The organism is Enterococcus sp. AZ077 (assembly GCF_051714965.1).
Taxonomy (GTDB): domain Bacteria; phylum Bacillota; class Bacilli; order Lactobacillales; family Enterococcaceae; genus Enterococcus_B; species Enterococcus_B hirae.
Map to the genome: position 1 here is coordinate 25,443 of NZ_JBIOSX010000002.1, position 20,808 is coordinate 46,250.

Sequence of the window (20,808 nt, forward strand, 5' to 3'; positions counted from 1 at the left end):
TGTGAAAAAAGTATATGAAAAATGTTTATGGATCAGCTATATCACCTTAGGTATAGCTGCTTTTTTATTTGGTTTAGCTGTTATCGTCGGTACAATTTTTCTTTGGTTTACCAATGAAGATTTATCATTTAATTGGTTCATGAGTCTACTGTCGTTTATTATGTTGATCTTTTTATGTTTAGAAATCCGCGAATTCATGTCTTCTCATTGTCAAGATAAGAGGAAAGAGTTTAGGGAAGAAATCGAAATGAAATCGGACGACTGGGTTGAACACACCTGGCTTCCTCTGAAAAGAAATAGCAAGCGAAAAGAATTTTGGATTCTACAATTATGGCCATTAGGTAAACTTTGTAGCTATTTGGCTCGTTTTATACTTGATTTAATCATTTACTCGATTGTAGTATTTGGAACGGCTTATTACTTATTAAATGATCCCAATAGGATTGCAGCATCAGACATTTTTACAGTGCTAATGACGTTGATTTTTGTCATGCTATTTACTATTTTCACTCAAATAGCCATGCAATTTACCAGGCAAAAATTAACAGCAGGACGACTTTTCAAAAGTCTACTCGATTTGATTATTGTAAATGCAATTCTAGCGACTTTAATAAAACAAATTGAACAAGCTGGAAGAACAACAAAAGGAGTGAAGAATTTTTTAATGACATTTGTTCACTTTGTAAATGGACATATGTATTTGTTTGTAGTGGGTATTGTTCTCTTTTTGGTAGGGTATGTATCCACGAAACTTATTAAACGTTCAATTGAAAAAGAAATTGAGATTGACCTGATTCCGACACTTCTTGGTTATGAGTACTATGTTGATTTTGGAAGATATGACGAATTGATCAATACAGATATTGTTCACACGAGTATCCATGAAGCTACCGTTAAGGGCATCAGAACTACGTTAAAAGATAGCCAAGAGAGGAAAGTAATTGACCGAAGAAAAGAGGTCTTCAATTTTTATGAAGTCGAAGCAAGTCTAAGATATGGCTTTGGAAAATTGTCGTTAGATGGAAAAAATATTCCACAAAACAAACCATACATTGGCTGGAAAAGTGATGCTTTAGAAGTATCTAAAAAGCTTTCTATGGAAGAAGATGAGCTTCAATGAATCCGATCAATTTGAACCATTTATTTGAAGATATCAGTCATCATTTTCAACAATTTTCAATTGAAGATAATGATGAATTGATGGGATTATTCCAAATAGAACAAGAATACGACTATTTGACATTTATTTGTCGTGAAGGAAGAATCATTGATCCCAAAGAATCAAAAATCATTTCCCATTTAAGACGATTCAAAAATTATATCAGTAAAAATAAAGAAACTATTTCAGAAATAAAATTTGACGGAACAACAAATTTAGAATATTTAGTAAGAGTCACCTATCAAAGAAACCGCCGACTGATTGAAGATGATCAGGGAGTTTTAATATGTGCTGGTGAAGAATACGATAGTCTCAAATTTACTCAGTTAAAATTTGAAAGTATTGGTCGTTCTATTTATTTTGAGTTACGACCATTTTATATCCGATATAATGATTTTCAACATTTGTTTTTACAAGATGAACCAAATGGATTAACCATTCTAGAACGAAGAGGGAAGAAACAAATTACATTATCCTACGAGAGACCCCTCACATTCATGGATGGTTCATGTGAATCTATTTTTCAAAAAATCAATCCGTTTATTAAAGAAATGATGAAAGAAAAAGATTCCTTACCTTTCACTTGGGCCGAGATTATAGAAGCAAAAAATAAATATGAATTATTGTGTAAGAAGTATCCGTCAAAAAAATTTACTAAGAAGGTAAATAAATATCCTCTACGTCATACTTATGCGCTGATTAAGTTAAAACCAAGAGTAACCAGAAAACAGTTTAGAAGAATAGAAGCTGCAATCGAACAGGAAGACATTGATGTTTTTCCTTCAGAAAGATTTGATTTTATAAGGAAGAACAGCCGTGAATTCGTAAAATCTTTATTAATTAGTTATGTTCAAAACTGTATTTTACCAAGTTTTGCAACGATTATTCTATCTGATTTAATGGACATGAGTTTTTATTTAAATCAGAAATTAGAATTTAATTTTAAAACAGAACGAGGATTATTAAGACAGCATAATCAAATTGTTGAAGAATATAATTTGAAACAAGCTAAAAGATTAAAGACATTCAAATTGAAACAACATGGTAAATACAGATTGCTCGTCAAACATTTACAAAATCATCCTCACTTTAATTTGATTAAAACAAATAAAGAACTCTTTATGGAAGGATCAACTATGCACCATTGTGTATATAATTACTTAGAAAAAATACAAAGAGGTGGTTCAACTATTTGGAAATATGAACGGCAGAAGCATCGTTATACAGTTGAAATAGAGAAAAGAAAGTATGGCAATTATGAAGTGTACAGTGCTATGGAAAATACGATTCATTGCCAGATAAACAAGAACTTGATGAGATCAAAAAGGTTGTTAGGGCTATTCCGTACAAATAAAAGTTTATATAAGACATCAGTTTATTTTGATTGAAAAAAGAAAAAATGTAGAAAGTTGTCTGTGAAAAAAGTGTATGCTATACTGATGATGCAAACACATAAAACATTTAACACTCAAAAAGAGCCCTAGCAGTTGCAGCTGCGTAAGGCTCTTTTCTTTATTCACTATTAACCGAATAATGAACAGGCTAGCTGTCTTTATCATGTTTAGAATCTAACCATTTGTTAATGAGATGGGAGAAAACATTAACCACGATTCTAACACAAACATCAAGCACATAAAACATTTAACACTCCTCCTTTCTGGCTGAAGATTTCAACCAAACAGGAAGACAGCGTATCAATTATAGCATACACTTTTTCTTAAATTCATTTTTCATATGACAAAATATTTCCTTCTAATCGACAAAGTTAGAAGGATTTTTTATTGTCTAAATACACAAATAACCTTAATTTTTAAAGAGCATAAGGAAACGTGGGAACACTTTTTAAAAAAAGTGTTCCAATAGGCTGTGCCTATTACGTTTCTCTAAAACAAAAGTGGGTACAAAATATTCGATTTATGGATAGTGTATGGATAGTAAAACAGCTATACATGGATAGCATATGGATAGACTCCATAGACTATCCATACTTTTTTCGGAGGGTGAAAATGGAAATTAAAGAGATTAAAGTAAGAGGTATTAATAAAAAATATGTTCAAGAAATTGATCGTAGATGCGTAGAATTAACAGAACAAACTGGTCAAAAATGGAGTCGAAATGATTATCTAAAACTATTGATTGAAAACGACTTTGAACGTCCTTTAATGGACTACAAGAAAGATCAATTTGATCGTTTATTGGAAAAATTTACAGATGTTCAGCTGCATAATACAAAAGTTTTGGAAGCATACACGAACGAGGTCAAGAACTTAATTGAAATATTAATCGCACATTAGGAAGGAGATAATGTTCTATGGTTAAAGCGATAGAAAAGCATATTACATTTTATGAAGCGCACGATGAAGTTTTAAAAAATATTATGGAAACTCAGCCTACGGTAAAAAACTATTCTGAAGCCATTCGATTTTTATGTATGAATTACGATCCAGAAATTGAAAAAAATAATAATATGACGAACGCAAAGTTGAACGCAATGGGAAAGGAAATTTCTATTTTAACAGAAATGGTTTCAGAGTTTGCGGATCTTCATTTGAAAGATACAGGAATACTAATTGGTACAAATTCAACTGTCTATCAAGAAGCAAAAGAGCGTGTGGAAGGGAAAATAAAAGCGAATCAAACGAAGAAGTATTCTCCTAAAATCAAGAAATCAATAAATGAATCTGTTCATGCCAGAGTAGACCCGTTTGATCCAACAAAGTTTTTAAAAAGATAAAAAGTAGAAGGGGAACATGATGAATAAATCGCCTGCAGTCATTCTCACTTGTCAATTTACCTTGCCCAATAAAAAATCTTTTTCAACATACATTGATTATATGACAAGAGAAAAAGCGCTGGAAGAAAAGGAACGACGCACGCCCGACGAAGAACAGGAACTGCAACGAATCAAGAATGCTTTAGAGGATTTTTATATTCCTGAAGGAGAAACTTTTTCGGAGAATAAGACGGGTAAAGAATTCAGTGAAACGTCGAATGAAGCTCAATCTTTGATGGGAAATGGAATCAACTTTGACAAGTTAGAGGAACAAGATTTTACCAAATATCTTTCTTATATGACCCGTCACTATGCGTTAGAACAAAAGAAAGAACTGACGCAAAGTGAACAAAAAGAATACCAACGCTTGAACCAAGCAATAAAAAAATATCAAACAGAGCCACACAAAAAAGCTTCAGGAAACCTTCCTGGAGTTTTTTCTATGGCTTCAGACGAAGTGAAAGGAAGTGATCTGAAGGAGATTAAGCAAATCTTCCAAAGAGGACAACAAAAAGGCTCAATCATTTATCAAGATGTTGTCTCTCATGATAATTCGTACCTTGAAAAAATAGGATTGTACGATCCCAAAACAGATACTTTAGATGAAGAAGGATTAAAAGTAGCTGGAAGAAAAATGATGGAGACATTATTCGAGAAAGAGCAACTGAACGAAACAGGCTACTGGATGGCAACGATTCACCGCAATACCAAACATATCCATATTCATTTTGCAGTTGTTGAAAAAGAAAATACGCGTAAACCTTACACGGAGGTTGAAAATGGTGTGAGTTATATCGTACCGAAAGGTAAGAGAAGACAAGCAACATTAGACGCAATGAAGACCAATTATGTACATGAGTTAGAACGTTTTTCTTATGAAAAGGATCGAATGATTGGTATGGAGAAACGAAATTTATTGACGCGGAAAAGTGATTTGCGTAACACCTTAACAAAAGTGGTAAAAGAGCCAGCGCGTTACGATCGACACGCAATGAACTTATTAAATGAAGTATATAAAACCCTACCTGACAAACGTTCGGAATGGAATTACGGGGATGAAAAACGAACCAAACTTTCACCATACACAAGAGAGAAACTCGATGAGTTAACCAAATATGTTTTAACAAAAGAACCTGAATACCAAGAATATATACAGATTTCAAAAGCATTGAAAGAAGAAGCAAAAAGTCTTTATGGGGAAAGCAAGAGAGAATCAAAGGATGCAGAAAAAAACGCCCTCTTTGATTTAAAAAAGCGCACAGGAAATGCCATCCTAACAGAACTGAAGAGACAAGATAGTCAAATAAAACCATTAATAGAAGGTGTCGATCAGATGCAATCTATTTACAATGAACGATCCTTTCGAACACTTAAACAGTTGCCAACAAATGAATACAAGTATAGTTACGAAGAATTCATGAAGCGAAGGAAACAATTCCAACAAAGAGTTGTCACGCAACGGAGTTTGCGTCAATTAAATCGAACGATTAATGCCCATGAAGAAAAATACCACGCAAGTAAAGCATACGAAGAGCAACAACGAAGAATTCAAATGGAACAAGAAAGACAGTAGGAGGAATAGCAATGAAACGATATTTAAATCAGTGGAAAGTCATAGAAGGATCACTAAAAGAAGAACGAATCGAACAACTTCCCGACTGCTTAGAAAAAGAGCATTTGTTTCAGATAAGAGAAATGTTGAGCATCGAACGGTTTGACCCAGATCAATTTTTAGTCGTTGAGTATCCAGCTACTGGCGTATACTGTTGTAATCATGTGAACGGTGAAAAATATTTTATTATTCAAGAATATGAAGGCAAGTTAGCGCCTTATTATACTACTTGGGAAATGAATGAAGAGGGGATCAATAACTTTCCATGTAAAAGCATAAAAGAGTCTATTTCACTCACAGAGTGTTAGTTATTAAGTGAAAAAAAAGAGTCCTGAACGTAATTGTCCAGGACTCTTTTTTGCAATGAATTGTTTTCCGCCAATTCATTGAATGGTGCGATTTGCGACTACATTATATCAAAAGAAAGAGAAGGGAGGAAGCAGAAATGGTTCATTCAACGATTGGAGTTGTTGTTGAAAAAAGCAGAGATAATCTCGTTTTTGTGACAGAAATTCAAACGGGCAGAGCTTTTGTCGTCACAGACAAAGCGGCAAAAGCTTATCAAAGTGGCAATATTTTAACGTTAAATCTGACTACGAAGACGTTCGTTGATGCAGCAGAAGATTATCCATTTGTTTAGGAGGAAAGAACATGGCAGAAGAAAAAGAACCACTAGACAATAGTTGTTTGGGAAAATCCAAAAGAAAATTAGTACGATTGCAAAATGAATTAAATGAACAAATCGAAAAGATGTTTGAACACCAAAAAATGACGAACGGTCAACCAATGAACGACAAGAGGAATGGCCGTTCATGGTTTAACCAGCAAGAACGAATCGAAAATAAAGTCCAAAGTCTGAGAGAAGAGATCAAGCAACAAGAAAAACAGGTAGAAAAACTTGAAAGACAAGAAGAGCTAAAGGAAATGGGCTATAACAAGTACGGCGGCCTGGATATGACAATCGAAAATATTCCAAGAATCAAAGAAGAAATCGAACGCTTTGAAAAAGGTGAATCGACTTTTTCAGCCGCTACGATCCGAAAATACCAACGGAAATTGGAAACATTAGAACAGCTGAAAGAAAGATCAGAAAAAGGAAAAGAAAATCTTCTTCCTGAAGTACAAGCAATTATTGACAGCGGACGAGTGACGCAATGGAAAAAAAATCCAACCATTTATTTTTTGAAAGGCTATCGAAAAGTTGCTTTAGAACTGAATGAAAACGGGGGATTTGAGGAATCAAAAAAATACCAAGCCACGTCGGAAGAGGAAAAAGCAGCTGTTCGTGAATTACTTGAAGAGGCTGCGCCAACTGATTCTTTGAAGGAGAAAGAAAACGATCATTTCTATCGAGTAGAATTCAACGAAAATGATCCAGAAAAAGGATTGAAAAGTTATGGTGGGGAGATCGTAACATTAGAATTGATCGATCAACTCAAAACGTTGGATAACCAATACGCCGCAGAAGCAGGTTATTATAAATTCTATTTTGAAGAAGTGAAGAACGGAGAAGTAGTCGATCAGATCCGAATGGATCTAGGGGATGGCGTCAACAGTAATCAACCCATCTATTTAGAGTTAGCAAAATTGTGCGAACAAGTACCTGAGAAGGAACAAAAACAATCGGTCAAAAATGAACCTGTTTCAAAAGAACAAATGCAGTCGAAAGAAACAAAAACAAAACAAAAGGGCTATCAAAAACGAACGGCAGAAGAGATTAAACAAGAAGTTAAATCCCTTTCGCAACAGGCACTGGATGCGGTGAAAAAGCATACCCATTCTCCTGAAGACGTCAAAGAACTTTTGAACTTTATGTCTCGTTTTCCAGAACGATCCTTTAGAAATCAATTATTGATTGAGGAACAATTTCCAGGTGCAACGACTTGTTTAGGTCGTGCCACGTTGAAAAAAGAAGGAATCTATATCAAAAAAGGGGAACAAGGGAACAAGATCTTTGTCAGAAAAACGGTCAAAGGATTTTATGAGAAAGGACGTGGCTTTGTTCGAGAAACAGAAGCTACACCAGAAGATAAAAAACGAATTGAAAGTGGTCAAATCGAAGTGATCAAAAAACCTTACTACACGATTGAAAAAGTGTTTGATATCACACAAACACAGTTAAAACCTGAAGACTATCCGAAAATCTTTCCGAACCGTGTCTTTGATTTTCAATTGGATAAAAAAGGACAGTCAGAACTTCAAGCTGGGATTCAAGCGGTAGCCAACAATATTGGAATACAAATTCGAGATATGACAGAAAGTGAAGTCTATCAAAGAGAATTAGGACAAGCACGTGGGGCGTATGTTCGTAACGAATTTACTGGTGAAGAAGAAATCGTCATGAATACTCGAAATACTCCTACGCAACATTTAGCTACAAGTATTCATGAATTAGTCCATGCAAGAATGCACAAATTTTCAGAATTAGATACCGCAACTAAAGAATTGCAGGCAGAAATGACTTCTTATATTGTGTGCAAACATTTTGGAATGGACACGTCGGAGAAAGCTATTCCTTATATTGCAGCATGGACGAAGAATGGTCAGACGTTGGATGATAAGGAAGCTGCGGAACGTGGGAAAATCATGAATGATGTCAGCCGTGTCGCAAATGAATTCATTCAAACCATTTCTAATGAAATCAATCAATACAGAGAAAGAGAACCAGAGATCCAACCAGCAGAAGTGAAGCAGGAGCATAAAAATACTGTAGAAACGGCAGAACAAAAGAATATTGTGCCTGTTGGTTCACTTTGGATCGACAAGAAAGACGGGAAAGTCCTGGAAGAAGATACAGGCCGAACGTTACATTTGAAGGATGCGGCGTTTATTGAAGATCCGCAGCATAATCAAGTGATTCTAAAAGGGAAAAGTTATGGGAAAGAGATCCAAACGGCTTTACCTTCAGAAGAATTTGCGCTAGGAAATCAATTCCGATTTTCACTAGAAACTGTATCAGAAGTGGCCAAACGAAAAAATGAAATCTATTATGAACAACAAATGTCACAAAAAGAACGAGTATAAAACAAGCAAGAAAGACTATCTGAAAAATGGATAGTCTTTTTTCTTTTGGGAGGTTTGAAAATGACAGAGAAAAAAATGAGTCTTATTGATCGATGTAAACAGATCGATATAGTGGATTTTGCTCGAAACAATGGAATGGCTGTAGTCAATAAAGGACGAGACTATCGCTTAGAAGACCATGATTCTTTTGTTTTTGATCGAAGAAAACAGCGATTTTATTGGAACAGTCAAGGTATTGGTGGGGATATTATTGAATTGACTCAATTGTTTTTTATTGACGATTCTATTCAAAACCCAAAGCAACGTTTTAAAGCAGCGCTAGATTATATTATAAAGGACGAAAATAAGGTGGAACGGGTGGAAAATCTTCACTTTGAAACACAAGAATATAAGCACCACCCAATTGATTATCGACCATTGACAGAAAAAGGACGAAGTTACTTAAAAGAACAACGAAAATTCCCTGAATGGTTGATTGATTACGGAGAACAATAAGGGTTGATCCTGGAAATGAAGCCACGCAATGAACGAAAAAATTATATTGTGCAAGATGATCGCTTAGACTATGCGATCGTTTTTCCCTGGAAAGACCGTCATACAGACCAAATATTAGGGGCAACTTATCAAGGGACTATCGTAGACTATGAACGTTTTGGAAAACGGGGTGTTGACAAACGAATAGATATAAATCCTACGCCTAATCACGGGTTTAATGTTCTTCTTGGATCTCCTAAGAATCTGAAATTTTTTGAGAGTCCCATTGATTTACTTAGTTACGCTGCTTTAAATCGCGAGACGATCAAAGACACGTGGCTTGTTTCTATGGATGGACTGAAGGATGCAGTAGTGGGGCACTATGTTCGAGAAGCGGTGACAGAATTGGCGCCGAAAGAAGAATTTCCAGAATCGATTGAGATTTGTGTGGATAATGATCGAGCTGGACACGTATTCTGGGATAAGGTACACCGACTTGGTGTGTCGAATCCATTTACAGGAAAAGCGGTGTATTTTGAACCGAATCTTCCCAACGATTGGCAAGTACCGAGAGAATATCAAACAATCTATGAAGAAGTAGGGAAAGAAATGAGAGTTGCGCCTGAAGCAATCATGGCTATTCATAAAATCGAAAACAACCTAACGGATACTAACCAAATCGTATCGTTCGGTGAAATCCAGGGAGTATTTGCCAAAAAACTTGCGCCAAAAGAGAAAGCCCAATCTATTGTTGTAAAGGAAAAATATATAGAAGCAGCTCAGCAGCTAAAATCGTGTGAAAAATCTGATGGAACATACGATTTTGATCGTTTTTATCGTGGAAAAGGGAAAATTAATGAACAAATTCAATTTTCATTGAAGGCCAAACACTATTTTGAAGGTTATAAAAATCATGAACACGAATTTGTTTCTGAAGTGAAAAAAGATTGGAATGATCAATTGAAGCATGAGATCCAGCAACAAGCAATCAGAAAGCAAAAACGTGCGATGTTGTTTCAACAAGGCAGACAACAAGAAAGGGAGTGAAATCGTCACGATGAAAACCGTTATTTTAGCAGAAAAACCGTCACAAGCGAAGGCTTATGCCGATAGCTTTTCTAAAGCTACCCGAAAAGACGGGTATTTTGAAATCCAAGATCGGTTGTTTCCAGGAGAAACTGTGATCACGTATGGTTTTGGTCATTTAGTCGAGTTAGATTCGCCCGATATGTACGATGAAAAATGGAAACAATGGTCATTAGCGCATTTGCCTATTTTCCCAAATCAATACCACTATCACGTTCCTAAAGATAAGAAAAAGCAGTTTAATGTCGTCAAACGCCAGCTGCAGTCAGCTGATACAGTTGTGATCGCGACTGATAGCGATCGTGAAGGGGAGCTGATTGCCTGGTCAATCATTCAACAAGCAGGCGCCGATCAAGGAAAAACCTTTAAAAGACTTTGGATCAACTCCTTAGAAAAAGAAGCCATTTATCAGGGATTCCAACAGTTACGAGACGCAGAAGAGACCTATCCAAAATTTGAAGAAGCACAAGCACGTCAGATCGCCGATTGATTAATTGGGATGAATGGTAGCCCACTGTATAGTTTACTCTTGCAGCAAAAAGGCATACCAGGATGTTTTTCCTTAGGCAGAGTCCAAACCCCAACGCTTTACATGATTTATCAATTGCAGGAAAAGATTAGAAACTTCAAGAAAGAACCATATTTTGAGGGAAAAGCCCAAGTAATCACTCAAAGTGGCACATTTGATGCAAAGCTTGATCCGAATGAAACCCAAGCGACGCAAGAAGCATTTGAAGCTTATTTAAAAGACAAAGGTGTTCAATTGGGAAAACAGCCAGGCATGATTCGCCAAGTTGAAACCGAGAAAAAAAGCGCGGCAAGTCCACGTCTTTTTTCTTTATCCAGCCTTCAGTCTAAAATGAATCAGCTTATGAAAGCTAGTGCCAAAGACACTTTGGAAGCCATGCAAGGGTTGTATGAAGGGAAATATCTAAGCTATCCGCGAACAGACACCCCTTATATTACGGAAGGGGAATATGCGTATCTGTTGGATCATTTAGATGAATACAAGCATTTTTTAAAGGCCGAATCAATCCCAACCCCTATTCATACGCCGAATAGTCGGTATGTGAATAACAAGAAAGTCCAGGAACATTACGCGATCATTCCTACAAAAACGGTTATGACAGCAGCGGATTTTGAACAACTAAGTCCACTGTAGCAGGCTATTTATGAACAAGTGTTAAAAACAACGGTGGCCATGTTTGCGGAAAAGTATACCTATGAAGAAACAACGATCTTGACGCAAGTTCAGCAGCTTCAGTTAAAGGCAATCGGAAAAGTGCCGGTAGATCTAGGTTGGAAGAAGTTATTTGGCAAAGAGAGCGACGGAAAAGAGAAGGAAGAAGAACCGCTACTTCCTAAAGTGATAAAAGGAGAAATGGTGACGGTAGATCTACAAGTCCTTGAGAAAGAAACCAAGCCACCACAACCTTATACCGAAGGTACGTTGATCACTGCGATGAAAACAGCTGGGAAAACCGTGGATAGTGAAGAAGCGCAATCCATATTGAAAGAAGTGGAAGGAATCGGTACAGAAGCGACACGGGCGAATATTATTGAAACCTTGAAACAAAAGGAATATATCAAGGTAGAGAAAAATAAGCTCGTGGTGACGAATAAAGGGATTTTGCTTTGCCAAGCCGTGGAAAAAGAGCCGCTGCTTACGAGCGCCGAAATGACCGCCAAATGGGAAAGCTACTTGTTAAAGATCGGTGAACGAAAAGGAACACAAACCACTTTTCTAGCCAATATCCAAAAATTTGTCTCTCACTTATTGGAAGTCGTCCCAGGGCAAATCCAAACCACTGATTTTGGATCGACGTTACAAGAAGTGAAAGCAGCCAGTGAAAAGCAAGAAGCCGCGCGTCATTTAGGAACTTGTCCAAAATGCCAGGAACAAGAAGTCTTACTCTATCAAAAGGTGGCAGCTTGTACGTCTGAAGCCTGTGATTTTAAATTATGGACAACGATTGCCAAGAAGAAACTCACAGCGACACAGCTGAAGGAGATCATTCAAAAAGGCCGAACAAGCCAACCAGTGAAAGGATTAAAAGGACAAAAGGGTTCGTTTGAAGCAACGATCGTTTTAAAAGAAGATTTCACCACAGGGTTTGAGTTTTCTGAAAAGAAAAAAACGAACTATAAGAAAAGAACACGACGCACTACAAAATAATGGAGGGGTTATCTTATGCGAAATACCACACACAAACAACAAGAAATCGAAAATCAAAAAGCCAAAATTCGTTCAGAACAAGAGAAATTACGTGCCAACAAACGAAGACTGCAGCAATTAAAGAACCAGCAACGGATTCAAAAAGAAATCGAATTAGATCGATAAAATCTTCCTGATTGTTGTATACGTATAAACTTATGTTATACTATATTTATAAGTTTATACGTATACAAAGGAGGGAGAAAATGACAAAAGCAATGGTATATAAGCTACTAGAAGAATTTAATGGAACTTTGGCTTTGAAGGATGCTAAAAAAGCGGGCATTTCTCCTGTTACGATCAAACGTATGGTAGATCGAGGGGAGCTGGATCGAGAGTATCCAGGCTTTTTCACCTTACCTGGTCAATTTCCTGATGAATTGTTTATGGCGCAAAAAAAATATGAACGCGGCATTATTTCGCATATCACCGCGTTGGATTTATATGATTTAACGGATATGATCCCTAGACAGATCGATCTAACCGTACCTTACGGTTATCACGTTTCTGAAAAGGGGTTGAAGGAATTCGCGGTTGAGTTACACTATTCAAAAGCGGAATGGTATGAATTAGGCAAGATCGAAATAAAGAGTCGCTATGGGAATCCTGTTATAGCTTATGATCCAGAAAGAACCTTGTGTGACATTTGGAATCCCTGGTATAACGTTGAGGATGAAATCAAAGTAAAAGCAATCAAAAACTACATGGAGTCGGACAGAAAAAATCTTAGAAAATTGAATGAGTATCGACGAATTTTGCCTACAGATAAAACGATGCGCTCTTATATTATGGCTTTAAATTAAAGGAGAATACACATGACACCTACGCAATTAAAAGCAAAAGTGAAGAATATTTCTAGAGAAAAAGAAGTTGATCCGCAGCTTGTTTTAAGACATTTTATGATGGAAAAATTCTTGGAAAAAATCTCAGAGTCTCCTTATCGTGAAAATTTTGTGTTAAAAGGCGGCTTCTTAATTGGCTCAAAGTATGGCATTGAAAATCGTACAACCAAAGACATTGATACGACTTTACGGGAAATGAAAGTAACCAAAGAAACATTAACAACGGTTCTAAACGATATTTTTTCAACGCCGACGAAAGAAGGCATTCAATTTGAGATTCAAGGAATGAAAGAAACGAGAGAAGCCGATTACTATCCAGGATTTAGCTTACGTGTGCTGGCACATTTGGAAAATATGCGGCCAGATTTTAAGGTAGATGTGACTACAGGTGACTCGATCTATCCTGCAACGATCACTCATAGTCATAAATTGATGTTTGAAGATCGAACGATTCCTTTGGAATCTTATCCTACAGAACAAATTATTGCCGAAAAATTAAGTGCAACCTTTGATTTTTTTACAGATAATTCGAGAGGAAAAGATTTTTATGATCTCTATACTATTCCTAAAATGGAAAAGATCGATGAGAAGACCTTGAAAGATAGTGTGAGAAATACATTTACACGTCGAGGAAAAACTGATCCGTTAAAGATTTATTACGAAAAGGATATGGATGTACTGAAAAATAGTCATGAGCTAAAAGATACCTGGAAGAAATATCAAAAAAGCAATCCTTATGCTGCGTCGATCACGTACGAAGAGACAATGGATTCGATTAGTAATTTGATGGAAAAAGTGATTCACGTCGAAGAAAAAGAGCGAAAAATAGCTTATCAAAGACACCAACAGATGAACAGAGAAATGGAGAGATAAAAATGATCAATAATGTAACTTTAGTAGGACGGTTAACCAAAGATCCAGATTTACGTTATACCGCAAGTGGCACAGCAGTGGCTACTTTTACCCTAGCCGTTAATCGTAATTTCACGAATCAAAACGGCAATCGAGAAGCTGATTTTATCAATTGCGTGATTTGGCGCAAACCAGCAGAAACGATGGCGACATTAGCTAAAAAAGGCAGCTTGATCGGCGTTGTCGGACGGATTCAAACACGGACTTATGACAACCAGCAAGGACAACGTGTGTATGTGACAGAAGTTGTGGCCGATAATTTCCAACTATTAGAAAGCAAAGCAGCGACAGAAAGCCGTGCGCACGCTGATCAATCGTCCACCAGTCCAAGCACCACCACTTTTGAACAACGGGATATAGCGACGCCTAACAACAATGGATTGAACGCTTCACAGAATCCATTTGGTGGACAATCAATCGATATTAGCGATGATGATCTACCGTTTTAAGTAGCATTTTCTATTGGTTGCATTTGCTACGGTTTATGTTATAATTTAGTCAACAAAAAGAATTTTCAATCTATAACCAAAAACCACTAGCTGGCGGGCTAGTGGTTTTCTTTTACGTTTCTATTATAAGAATTAACGGGTAGGCTTACTGTCTTTCTTGGTAAATTTACAATCAAGCCATTTGCAGATATAGTGCGCGGCTACTTCTGCCATGATTGCAAAAACAAAATCAAAAAGAATTTTCAAACCTATAACCTCCTCCCCTTGCCAGATTAGGCCGGGGTAGCAGACAGCAAGACTATTATAGCATAATTGAAATATCCAAATGATTGGATTTTTGCTATAATTTTAGCGAGGTGATTGTGATGAACAAATATGTTGGTTTGCTTGATAAAATCCGAGTAATAAAAACGCAACCGTTATTGGTTCGCTTTACTTTACAAACGATTCATGAATCGATTAATTGTGTAGTTGCAGATATTGAAATTATCGATAAATTGCTAATTATGGATGATGGAAAATACAATATTGCCGTCACAGGTCACTTCAATAAACGAAATCAGCTGGTTATTGCTAGCATGTATGTTAGAAATCCCGATCATTTTACGCGATCGATGGGCATATAAAAAAAGAAGAGTTGCAATCCTAATGTAGGACTGCAACTCTTTTTGTTTTACATAGAAACAAGAAAAATGAAAAGGCCTTTTTAGGAAGTCGCAAGCGCCTTCTCAATTGAAAAACCTCTCTTTCACTCCAACCGCCACCGCCGTTCGAGAAGAAAGTGAACGCTGCACGTTCACTAAGATATGGTGTCTTGCAAAGCAAGACAAAATAGAAAAAACTTCCTCTCACCAAAAGGTTCGTTCCTGTTCGTTATCTCTTTATTGATTTGCCAGACCGGCAACAAGTTGCCTTTTATCACCAAAAAGCGACAAGGACAAGGGTAAATGGCACGCTGCGCGCCCTTGTCCTTGTCGCTTTTAGTTGATTCATTCTGGCCAACAAATCAATAAAGAAAGAACTAACGAAAGGAAGTAAACCCTTTCCTAAGAGGAGGCAGAATCAATCATGCGAAAGAAATTTGATTATTGGGGTGTTCCCTTCAGCGAATTATTCCCAAACTATCATGCACCACATACTGTCAAATGCGATTGTGGACAAAGAGCGAAATGTATCAAAAGCTATCGTTTGTATCAATGTCCAACATGCGGAAAAAAATACACCTTGTCTTATGGCGATTATATTTTGATTGATGAGAAAGGAAAGAAACGCTGATGAAAACACAACATAAATTATTGACTGTAAAAGAAGTCGTTCAAATTTTGGTGGACAAAGAAGTCATTTCTGAAAAAGTAGCAGAAGCTTTACTTATTCCGCGGTACTGGACGATAGAAACCCCTTTAGTAGAGGATGCACCGACTATGCTATTTGAAGACCTAGTGAAGATTGCAGGATATGAACTGCATTATCAAGAAAACTTGGAAACTTATGAAAACGAATATTGGTTAACCAAATTAGAGAACTAAAAAGGAGAAAAAATATGGCTCAAAATTACTATGACGAATTTGTCAAATTACCTTTGGATAAAATGGCACAAAAAATGGAGGATATGACATTCCTATACAAAGAAACACGTGTCCCTAAAAAACATTATAAAGAAAAATTGTCAGTCGCAGTGGAAGAAATGATTGAATCAGGTGTCGAAATGAATCTCATTGCGACGTACTATCGAACACTGGAAGAACTGAAAAAACAAAATGCAAAATGGTTTTTCCAAGCCTTACTATGCTTGGAAGTAGGTGTCAAACCAAGCACTATTAAACCTTCTGAATATCAAGCTTTAGAACTAACGTATGCGAAATTTGTCGAAACGAAAAAAGCCAAGACTGTTTCAAGTGAATGGTTAGATTATTTTGAAAATATCAATAAGTATGGCGCCTATTACACCATGAAAAAGGAGGACAACGAAAATGAATAAGGTGATTTATCAACTAACAACGGAAGATGTGTCACACTTTTTAACAAACAAAGAACATTTGAATGAAGTAATCAGACGGATTCAAAAAGACTTTAGTTGTATGGAAGAAATGAAGTACTTTATTCAAAGAGTCGAAGAACAATTGTATTTGGAAAGTGAAACGAGTCAAACGAAGGTCACAGTCAGCAATAATTATTTAGACGTGTATAAACGTCGTCCTGAAACGGTAAAAAAAGGAACGGAGCTTCTACGACTAGAAACAGAAAAATACATCATGAATGTTTACCTAGAAAGGAGTGAGCTGGTCGAAAACTTTGTCAGCTACACGATTTGCAGGAAACACTATTACTCAGAATCAGAATATTATTCAATTTTTGAGAGCATGGAATTAATGGAAGAAGAAATGGAAGAGCTAAACAGCAAAAATGCGACGATAGACGATTATTACCTTGTATTTACTAGATTTTTGACGTGTGGAACGGAATCTATCGTGTTAATTGGAATGGATTATGAACTCGCTGTACCCGAAGCATTTTTGAGGGAATATGTAGAAGAAGTAGATAACCTAGGCGACGACTGGTACACGACTTTAACTGATTTTTTAGATACCTACACTTACGACGATACAGAAGAAATCCAAAATGAACTTGACCGTAAACGAATGCCATATCAACGATTTGAAAGGAAAAAAAGGCAATAATCATTTATACCGAAAAGTGAGAATGTGTGAAATAAGGACAAAAAAACCTAGTAACTAAGGGAATGGTTCTTATTTCGCACCAATCGCTCCAACCGCCCCCGCCGCTTAGGTGGTGCGAAATAAGCGGGCAACACCCGATAACCTAAGAGAAAGAAGGAGATCCATATGAATAAAATCATTCCTCTATTGTTAGTCCTATTTGTTGGCGAAATACTTATGCGCCATGCTGCAGCTGTGCATTTAAACTTCGTAGTATTCTTAGGAATACTGATATTTTGTTTGATCTTTTGGCGCTTTGTGTTAGCCCTTGTGAGTCTAATATTCAAGTTGATTGCAGCCATATTTTTCATAGGATTATTTCGATGAAAGGAGAGAGTACTAATGCCAATTGCAATAGGAAATAAACGGTTACCCGTGACATTAGATGAAAAGAGACAAAAAGAATTGCAGCAACTAAAGCAGAAGTACGGAAAAAGTGAATCTAAGATTATGTGTATTGCGTTAGATCTATTGATCGCGCAAGAAAAAGCAGGATTTGATGTACCAGCACTCAAAAAGTGACGTCACTTTTCATTTGAAGAAACAAAAGTGATAGCACTTAATTGTTCCTACTATTTAGAATATTTTCTATGTCCTTTTTATTCCATTTTGTATCAATAACTATGAAATCTTTAAAGTATCCAGTAGAGATTATTTTTAGATCAATTTTTTTCTTACCTGATTCTAAAGATTTTGTTTTCTTAAACATATTATGATTTCCTTTCGACTATTTTCATATAAATGTTAACATAGTTTATGGATTCATGGAATGTTAATCTAATTTAATAGAAAAGGATAATTAAGTATATACGTTTTTCTTATGTATGTTATACTATGTATATACAGAAAGAGGTGTCTACTATGGAAATGTTACCTATAAAAAAATGGGGAAATAGTAATGGCCTTAGATTGCCAAAGTATATTATGGAATATCTTGGAATTCATACAGAAGACAAAGTGAAGATAATACAAGAAGAAGTAAACGGTCAGAAGCGGCTAATTATCGAAGCGGCTAATATAGAAAATGAATTAACAATTGAACAGTTATTTGAAAATTACACTGATGAAAGAAATCATGTGACGATTCAAAATTTAGGTGAAGCAGTAGGTAATGAAAAATGGTGAGAAAACCTAGACAAGGCGATATTCTATTATTGAATACAGCACCTCGATCTGGACACGAACAGACAGGTAAAAGACCTTATATTGTTTTAAGTCATGATATTATTGCGGATTATAGTAACGTTGTTACAGTTGCTCCAATTTCTAGTACAACTAGAAACTATCCGCTATATGTAAATATAAACTCAGAATATGAAATGAAGACAACAGGAAAAGTATTATTAGATCAACTAACGACAATTGATTATGAAGCCAGAGAGTGTATTTTTTTGGAAAAAGCGCATGATAGTTTAGTTGAGGAGTTATTGATGAAAGTTAGAACAGTTTTTCAAAAAGTAAGCAAATAAAATAGAAACAGCAGCATGATCAACTATTCGTGATTGACCATGCTGTCTTTTTTTATTCTATATACGGTTTGTCTCGTAACATTGTAGTCTTTTGCAATCTTAGCGATCGCAACACCTTTTTTTAGATCCTCAACGATGTTTTTATAAACAAGACGACGTTGGGGATCTTTTGTATCTGCACTATAGAGTTTAGGACGTCCTTTGTAAACACCATTCGCTTTTGCAATCTTAATTCCTTGTGCCTGACGTCGTTTAGATTCTGTACGTTCCTGTTCGGCAATCATGGCCAATATCTGAATGATCAAATCTTTGATGAATTTATCCAGGAGAGGATTTCCAATTGCTTCAGCCATGATTGGTAAACTAGTGATGATTAGTTGCACATTTTTCTTTTTGAGGTAATTGACTGAGTCAATGATTTCGTCATAATTTCTGCCTAATCGATCGATGGCTTCGATAATAAAAATATCTTGTTCACGGACAAAATCTAAAGCTTCCTGGAAAATCGGTCGATGAGTAATCGTTGCGCCAGATTGTTTCTCAATGAAAATTTTTTCAGCACCAAATTTTTTCATTTCTTCAATTTGACGTTGTTCATTTTGATCAATCGATGACACTCGAATATACGCAATTTTCAAATTTTTCCCTACTTTTCTAAACTATTTAAAATACACCCTAATCACACACTAGGAAACCAGTATTTTCAATGTTATATCAGTGTCTATTTAGGGTACACTCAAAACAGACATAATTTTTTCTTATAAAATTAATCTGTCATTTTTATATTTAAATGGCACAAATTTTTGAATTTTAATTATATCTATCTCTAATACTAGCGAAAAAATAAAAGGTAAACAATTTTTTATTCAAGGATTGTTTATGGGGTGTGTATTTTGGATAAAGTATACGTTAATTAGTCCGTGGATAGGTTTTTTTGTTTTTTTCGGAATATATTATCTATTAAAGAAAGACTATCAACAAGCAATTAAAGCAGTGATTTGTAGTCTATTAGGATTTTTATTAGTGAGTATTCCAATTATTTTGTATTTTATAATTAACAATGCTTTACATGAAATGTATTTTGTTTATTTTAAGTTTAACATGATGCTATATCCTCAATTAGTTGATCAAGGGAATAATATAAATATATTTAGTCGTTTTTTTAATACATTGAAGATATTTGCTACATTAATGTGGCAAAACAAAATTATTATATCTATCTTAATTATAGGATCTGCCTATCTTTTATTTACCAAGGCAGTCTTTAAGCAAATTATTTTTAAAGTATTATGGATATTTATATTTGTATGTACTAATTATTTTATTTTCTATGGTGGTATACCACTGAACTACTATATTCTGTTAGATTTAGTCGTATTACTGGTTGGATTTTTAGGATTTTGTGTTTTATTAAGAGACTTAATAATTCGATATAAATTTCAAAGGCCTGTTGTAACTAATTTTCTATTATCAAGTGTTATTATTTTGGGAATTGTATTAATGATTAATTCAAATGATACTTTTAGAGATATGAGATTTTTTACTGATCGGCCAAGTATACAAATAAAAAATGCTGAAAATACAAATCCAAATGCTAAAGTTCCTGCCCAGCTCGAGTTTGCTAAGTATTTAACAGGAAAGAAAAATGTAACTCTGTTAAATTATCAATTTGTTGATTATGGATTTTCAGTAATCCCAAATATTGTTCCAAATGTTAAGTATTTTATGAATATAAATATCCCATACAACGTTTATCAAGAAAGTATGGATCAACAAAATAAATATGTAGAAGAAAAGAAAACGGATTATATAGTTGCTGGTCTCAAGCTGAACGAAGATGTAAACAAATTTGGAACCCCGTGGTTACACTGGAACTATCACCCGATCGCTGTTCATGTCCAAGATCGTGAAGGGAATATTTTAAAATATGTGCTTTATGAAAAAAACAAAAAATAAATTACTAACTCAGGTGTCACTTTTCTTTTTAAATGGCAAAAATTTCAATCTTTAAATGGCGAAAAACAAAGAGCGTGAGACCCTATCTGTCATTTTTATATTTAATTGGCACAGTTTTTT

23 protein-coding genes and 2 pseudogenes are annotated in these 20,808 nt (G+C 35.5%); 23 read left to right on the top strand and 2 right to left on the bottom strand.

Features of this window, described 5'->3' with window-relative positions; genetic code table 11:
* Position 1 precedes the first annotated feature (1 nt).
* From IGL28_RS13410 to IGL28_RS13500, 19 genes and pseudogenes are all read left to right on the top strand, one after another.
* A complete protein-coding gene (locus tag IGL28_RS13410) occupies positions 2-1,120 on the top strand; it encodes a hypothetical protein (protein ID WP_241653607.1) in 1,119 nt (372 codons plus the stop codon).
* The gene (locus IGL28_RS13415) at positions 1,117-2,547 is read left to right on the top strand and encodes a PcfJ domain-containing protein (RefSeq protein ID WP_241547382.1); all 1,431 of its coding nucleotides are present in this window, start codon (positions 1,117-1,119) and stop codon (positions 2,545-2,547) included. The genes IGL28_RS13410 and IGL28_RS13415 overlap by 4 nt, the downstream gene beginning before the upstream one ends.
* Before the next feature lie 618 nt (positions 2,548-3,165).
* Positions 3,166-3,453, top strand: coding sequence for a hypothetical protein (locus IGL28_RS13420; RefSeq protein ID WP_033657575.1), 288 nt, complete (start codon positions 3,166-3,168; stop codon positions 3,451-3,453).
* A gap of 17 nt (positions 3,454-3,470) precedes the next feature.
* Positions 3,471-3,893 (top strand): hypothetical protein, encoded by a 423-nt coding sequence (locus IGL28_RS13425; RefSeq protein WP_081125703.1) that lies wholly within the window; start codon positions 3,471-3,473, stop codon positions 3,891-3,893.
* A 19-nt stretch (positions 3,894-3,912) separates the two neighbouring features.
* Positions 3,913-5,505, top strand: a complete 1,593-nt coding sequence (mobP2, locus tag IGL28_RS13430; RefSeq protein ID WP_181934756.1) for a MobP2 family relaxase — start codon at positions 3,913-3,915, stop codon at positions 5,503-5,505.
* Between the two features lie 11 nt (positions 5,506-5,516).
* Positions 5,517-5,852: a hypothetical protein gene (locus IGL28_RS13435; protein WP_081125701.1), complete on the top strand. Its 336-nt coding sequence runs from the start codon at positions 5,517-5,519 to the stop codon at positions 5,850-5,852.
* A gap of 137 nt (positions 5,853-5,989) precedes the next feature.
* A complete protein-coding gene (locus IGL28_RS13440; protein WP_010727920.1) occupies positions 5,990-6,184 on the top strand; it encodes a hypothetical protein in 195 nt (64 codons plus the stop codon).
* A gap of 11 nt (positions 6,185-6,195) precedes the next feature.
* Complete coding sequence (locus tag IGL28_RS13445; RefSeq protein ID WP_128427619.1) at positions 6,196-8,568, top strand: ArdC-like ssDNA-binding domain-containing protein; 2,373 nt, start codon at positions 6,196-6,198, stop codon at positions 8,566-8,568.
* Between the two features lie 60 nt (positions 8,569-8,628).
* A pseudogene (locus IGL28_RS13450) lies at positions 8,629-10,089 on the top strand (toprim domain-containing protein).
* Positions 10,090-10,099: 10 nt separating this feature from the next.
* Positions 10,100-12,304, top strand: a pseudogene (gene topB / locus IGL28_RS13455) (DNA topoisomerase III).
* A gap of 15 nt (positions 12,305-12,319) precedes the next feature.
* A complete protein-coding gene (locus IGL28_RS13460; protein ID WP_164885436.1) occupies positions 12,320-12,469 on the top strand; it encodes a hypothetical protein in 150 nt (49 codons plus the stop codon).
* A gap of 80 nt (positions 12,470-12,549) precedes the next feature.
* On the top strand, positions 12,550-13,146 hold the full coding sequence (locus tag IGL28_RS13465; RefSeq protein WP_002293530.1) for a type IV toxin-antitoxin system AbiEi family antitoxin domain-containing protein: 597 nt from the start codon (positions 12,550-12,552) through the stop codon (positions 13,144-13,146).
* A gap of 12 nt (positions 13,147-13,158) precedes the next feature.
* Positions 13,159-14,058 carry a nucleotidyl transferase AbiEii/AbiGii toxin family protein gene (locus IGL28_RS13470; RefSeq protein WP_368026683.1) on the top strand — a complete coding sequence of 300 codons (900 nt, stop codon included), beginning with the start codon at positions 13,159-13,161 and terminating at the stop codon, positions 14,056-14,058.
* Between the two features lie 2 nt (positions 14,059-14,060).
* Positions 14,061-14,546 (top strand): single-stranded DNA-binding protein, encoded by a 486-nt coding sequence (gene ssb / locus IGL28_RS13475; protein WP_128427624.1) that lies wholly within the window; start codon positions 14,061-14,063, stop codon positions 14,544-14,546.
* A 365-nt stretch (positions 14,547-14,911) separates the two neighbouring features.
* Positions 14,912-15,172 carry a hypothetical protein gene (locus IGL28_RS13480; RefSeq protein WP_002296240.1) on the top strand — a complete coding sequence of 87 codons (261 nt, stop codon included), beginning with the start codon at positions 14,912-14,914 and terminating at the stop codon, positions 15,170-15,172.
* 442 nt (positions 15,173-15,614) lie between these two features.
* The gene (locus IGL28_RS13485) at positions 15,615-15,821 is read left to right on the top strand and encodes a DNA helicase UvrA (RefSeq protein WP_128427625.1); all 207 of its coding nucleotides are present in this window, start codon (positions 15,615-15,617) and stop codon (positions 15,819-15,821) included.
* Positions 15,821-16,072: a hypothetical protein gene (locus IGL28_RS13490; protein ID WP_002320549.1), complete on the top strand. Its 252-nt coding sequence runs from the start codon at positions 15,821-15,823 to the stop codon at positions 16,070-16,072. The genes IGL28_RS13485 and IGL28_RS13490 overlap by 1 nt, the downstream gene beginning before the upstream one ends.
* A gap of 14 nt (positions 16,073-16,086) precedes the next feature.
* Positions 16,087-16,524, top strand: coding sequence for a hypothetical protein (locus tag IGL28_RS13495; RefSeq protein WP_128427627.1), 438 nt, complete (start codon positions 16,087-16,089; stop codon positions 16,522-16,524).
* On the top strand, positions 16,517-17,224 hold the full coding sequence (locus IGL28_RS13500; protein ID WP_128427628.1) for a hypothetical protein: 708 nt from the start codon (positions 16,517-16,519) through the stop codon (positions 17,222-17,224). Before IGL28_RS13495 ends, IGL28_RS13500 begins: the two co-directional genes overlap by 8 nt.
* 47 nt (positions 17,225-17,271) lie before the next feature.
* Here the strand turns inward: IGL28_RS13500 and IGL28_RS13505 are convergent, their stop codons facing one another.
* Positions 17,272-17,508, bottom strand: coding sequence for a hypothetical protein (locus tag IGL28_RS13505; RefSeq protein ID WP_325810418.1), 237 nt, complete (start codon positions 17,506-17,508; stop codon positions 17,272-17,274).
* A gap of 97 nt (positions 17,509-17,605) precedes the next feature.
* Here IGL28_RS13505 and IGL28_RS13510 point away from each other — a divergent pair, with 97 nt between their 5' ends.
* The 3 genes from IGL28_RS13510 (at position 17,606) to IGL28_RS13520 (ending at position 18,732) form a co-directional block, all read left to right on the top strand.
* Complete coding sequence (locus tag IGL28_RS13510) at positions 17,606-17,785, top strand: hypothetical protein (protein WP_002300804.1); 180 nt, start codon at positions 17,606-17,608, stop codon at positions 17,783-17,785.
* 339 nt (positions 17,786-18,124) lie between these two features.
* Entirely contained in the window at positions 18,125-18,388 is a 264-nt protein-coding gene (locus IGL28_RS13515) for an AbrB/MazE/SpoVT family DNA-binding domain-containing protein (protein WP_002287514.1), read from the top strand.
* On the top strand, positions 18,382-18,732 hold the full coding sequence (locus IGL28_RS13520; protein WP_002321032.1) for a type II toxin-antitoxin system PemK/MazF family toxin: 351 nt from the start codon (positions 18,382-18,384) through the stop codon (positions 18,730-18,732). The genes IGL28_RS13515 and IGL28_RS13520 overlap by 7 nt, the downstream gene beginning before the upstream one ends.
* A gap of 23 nt (positions 18,733-18,755) precedes the next feature.
* On the opposite strand, the gene IGL28_RS13525 is transcribed toward IGL28_RS13520, so the two are convergent.
* Positions 18,756-19,370, bottom strand: coding sequence for a recombinase family protein (locus IGL28_RS13525; RefSeq protein ID WP_128427632.1), 615 nt, complete (start codon positions 19,368-19,370; stop codon positions 18,756-18,758).
* A 241-nt stretch (positions 19,371-19,611) separates the two neighbouring features.
* Between IGL28_RS13525 and IGL28_RS13530 the strand changes: the two genes are divergently transcribed.
* Positions 19,612-20,688, top strand: coding sequence for a hypothetical protein (locus tag IGL28_RS13530; RefSeq protein ID WP_368026684.1), 1,077 nt, complete (start codon positions 19,612-19,614; stop codon positions 20,686-20,688).
* Positions 20,689-20,808: the final 120 nt, after the last annotated feature.

Bases quoted from the DNA above. Each gene is read 5' to 3' on its own strand.
- IGL28_RS13415 (WP_241547382.1), top strand. From the start codon at position 1,117: ATGAATCCGATCAATTTGAACCATTTATTTGAAGATATCAGTCATCAT.
- IGL28_RS13420 (WP_033657575.1), top strand. From the start codon at position 3,166: ATGGAAATTAAAGAGATTAAAGTAAGAGGTATTAATAAAAAATATGTT.
- IGL28_RS13425 (WP_081125703.1), top strand. From the start codon at position 3,471: ATGGTTAAAGCGATAGAAAAGCATATTACATTTTATGAAGCGCACGAT.
- mobP2 (WP_181934756.1), top strand. From the start codon at position 3,913: ATGAATAAATCGCCTGCAGTCATTCTCACTTGTCAATTTACCTTGCCC.
- IGL28_RS13435 (WP_081125701.1), top strand. From the start codon at position 5,517: ATGAAACGATATTTAAATCAGTGGAAAGTCATAGAAGGATCACTAAAA.
- IGL28_RS13440 (WP_010727920.1), top strand. From the start codon at position 5,990: ATGGTTCATTCAACGATTGGAGTTGTTGTTGAAAAAAGCAGAGATAAT.
- IGL28_RS13445 (WP_128427619.1), top strand. From the start codon at position 6,196: ATGGCAGAAGAAAAAGAACCACTAGACAATAGTTGTTTGGGAAAATCC.
- IGL28_RS13460 (WP_164885436.1), top strand. From the start codon at position 12,320: ATGCGAAATACCACACACAAACAACAAGAAATCGAAAATCAAAAAGCC.
- IGL28_RS13465 (WP_002293530.1), top strand. From the start codon at position 12,550: ATGACAAAAGCAATGGTATATAAGCTACTAGAAGAATTTAATGGAACT.
- IGL28_RS13470 (WP_368026683.1), top strand. From the start codon at position 13,159: ATGACACCTACGCAATTAAAAGCAAAAGTGAAGAATATTTCTAGAGAA.
- ssb (WP_128427624.1), top strand. From the start codon at position 14,061: ATGATCAATAATGTAACTTTAGTAGGACGGTTAACCAAAGATCCAGAT.
- IGL28_RS13480 (WP_002296240.1), top strand. From the start codon at position 14,912: ATGAACAAATATGTTGGTTTGCTTGATAAAATCCGAGTAATAAAAACG.
- IGL28_RS13485 (WP_128427625.1), top strand. From the start codon at position 15,615: ATGCGAAAGAAATTTGATTATTGGGGTGTTCCCTTCAGCGAATTATTC.
- IGL28_RS13490 (WP_002320549.1), top strand. From the start codon at position 15,821: ATGAAAACACAACATAAATTATTGACTGTAAAAGAAGTCGTTCAAATT.
- IGL28_RS13495 (WP_128427627.1), top strand. From the start codon at position 16,087: ATGGCTCAAAATTACTATGACGAATTTGTCAAATTACCTTTGGATAAA.
- IGL28_RS13500 (WP_128427628.1), top strand. From the start codon at position 16,517: ATGAATAAGGTGATTTATCAACTAACAACGGAAGATGTGTCACACTTT.
- IGL28_RS13510 (WP_002300804.1), top strand. From the start codon at position 17,606: ATGCCAATTGCAATAGGAAATAAACGGTTACCCGTGACATTAGATGAA.
- IGL28_RS13515 (WP_002287514.1), top strand. From the start codon at position 18,125: ATGGAAATGTTACCTATAAAAAAATGGGGAAATAGTAATGGCCTTAGA.
- IGL28_RS13520 (WP_002321032.1), top strand. From the start codon at position 18,382: ATGGTGAGAAAACCTAGACAAGGCGATATTCTATTATTGAATACAGCA.
- IGL28_RS13530 (WP_368026684.1), top strand. From the start codon at position 19,612: ATGGGGTGTGTATTTTGGATAAAGTATACGTTAATTAGTCCGTGGATA.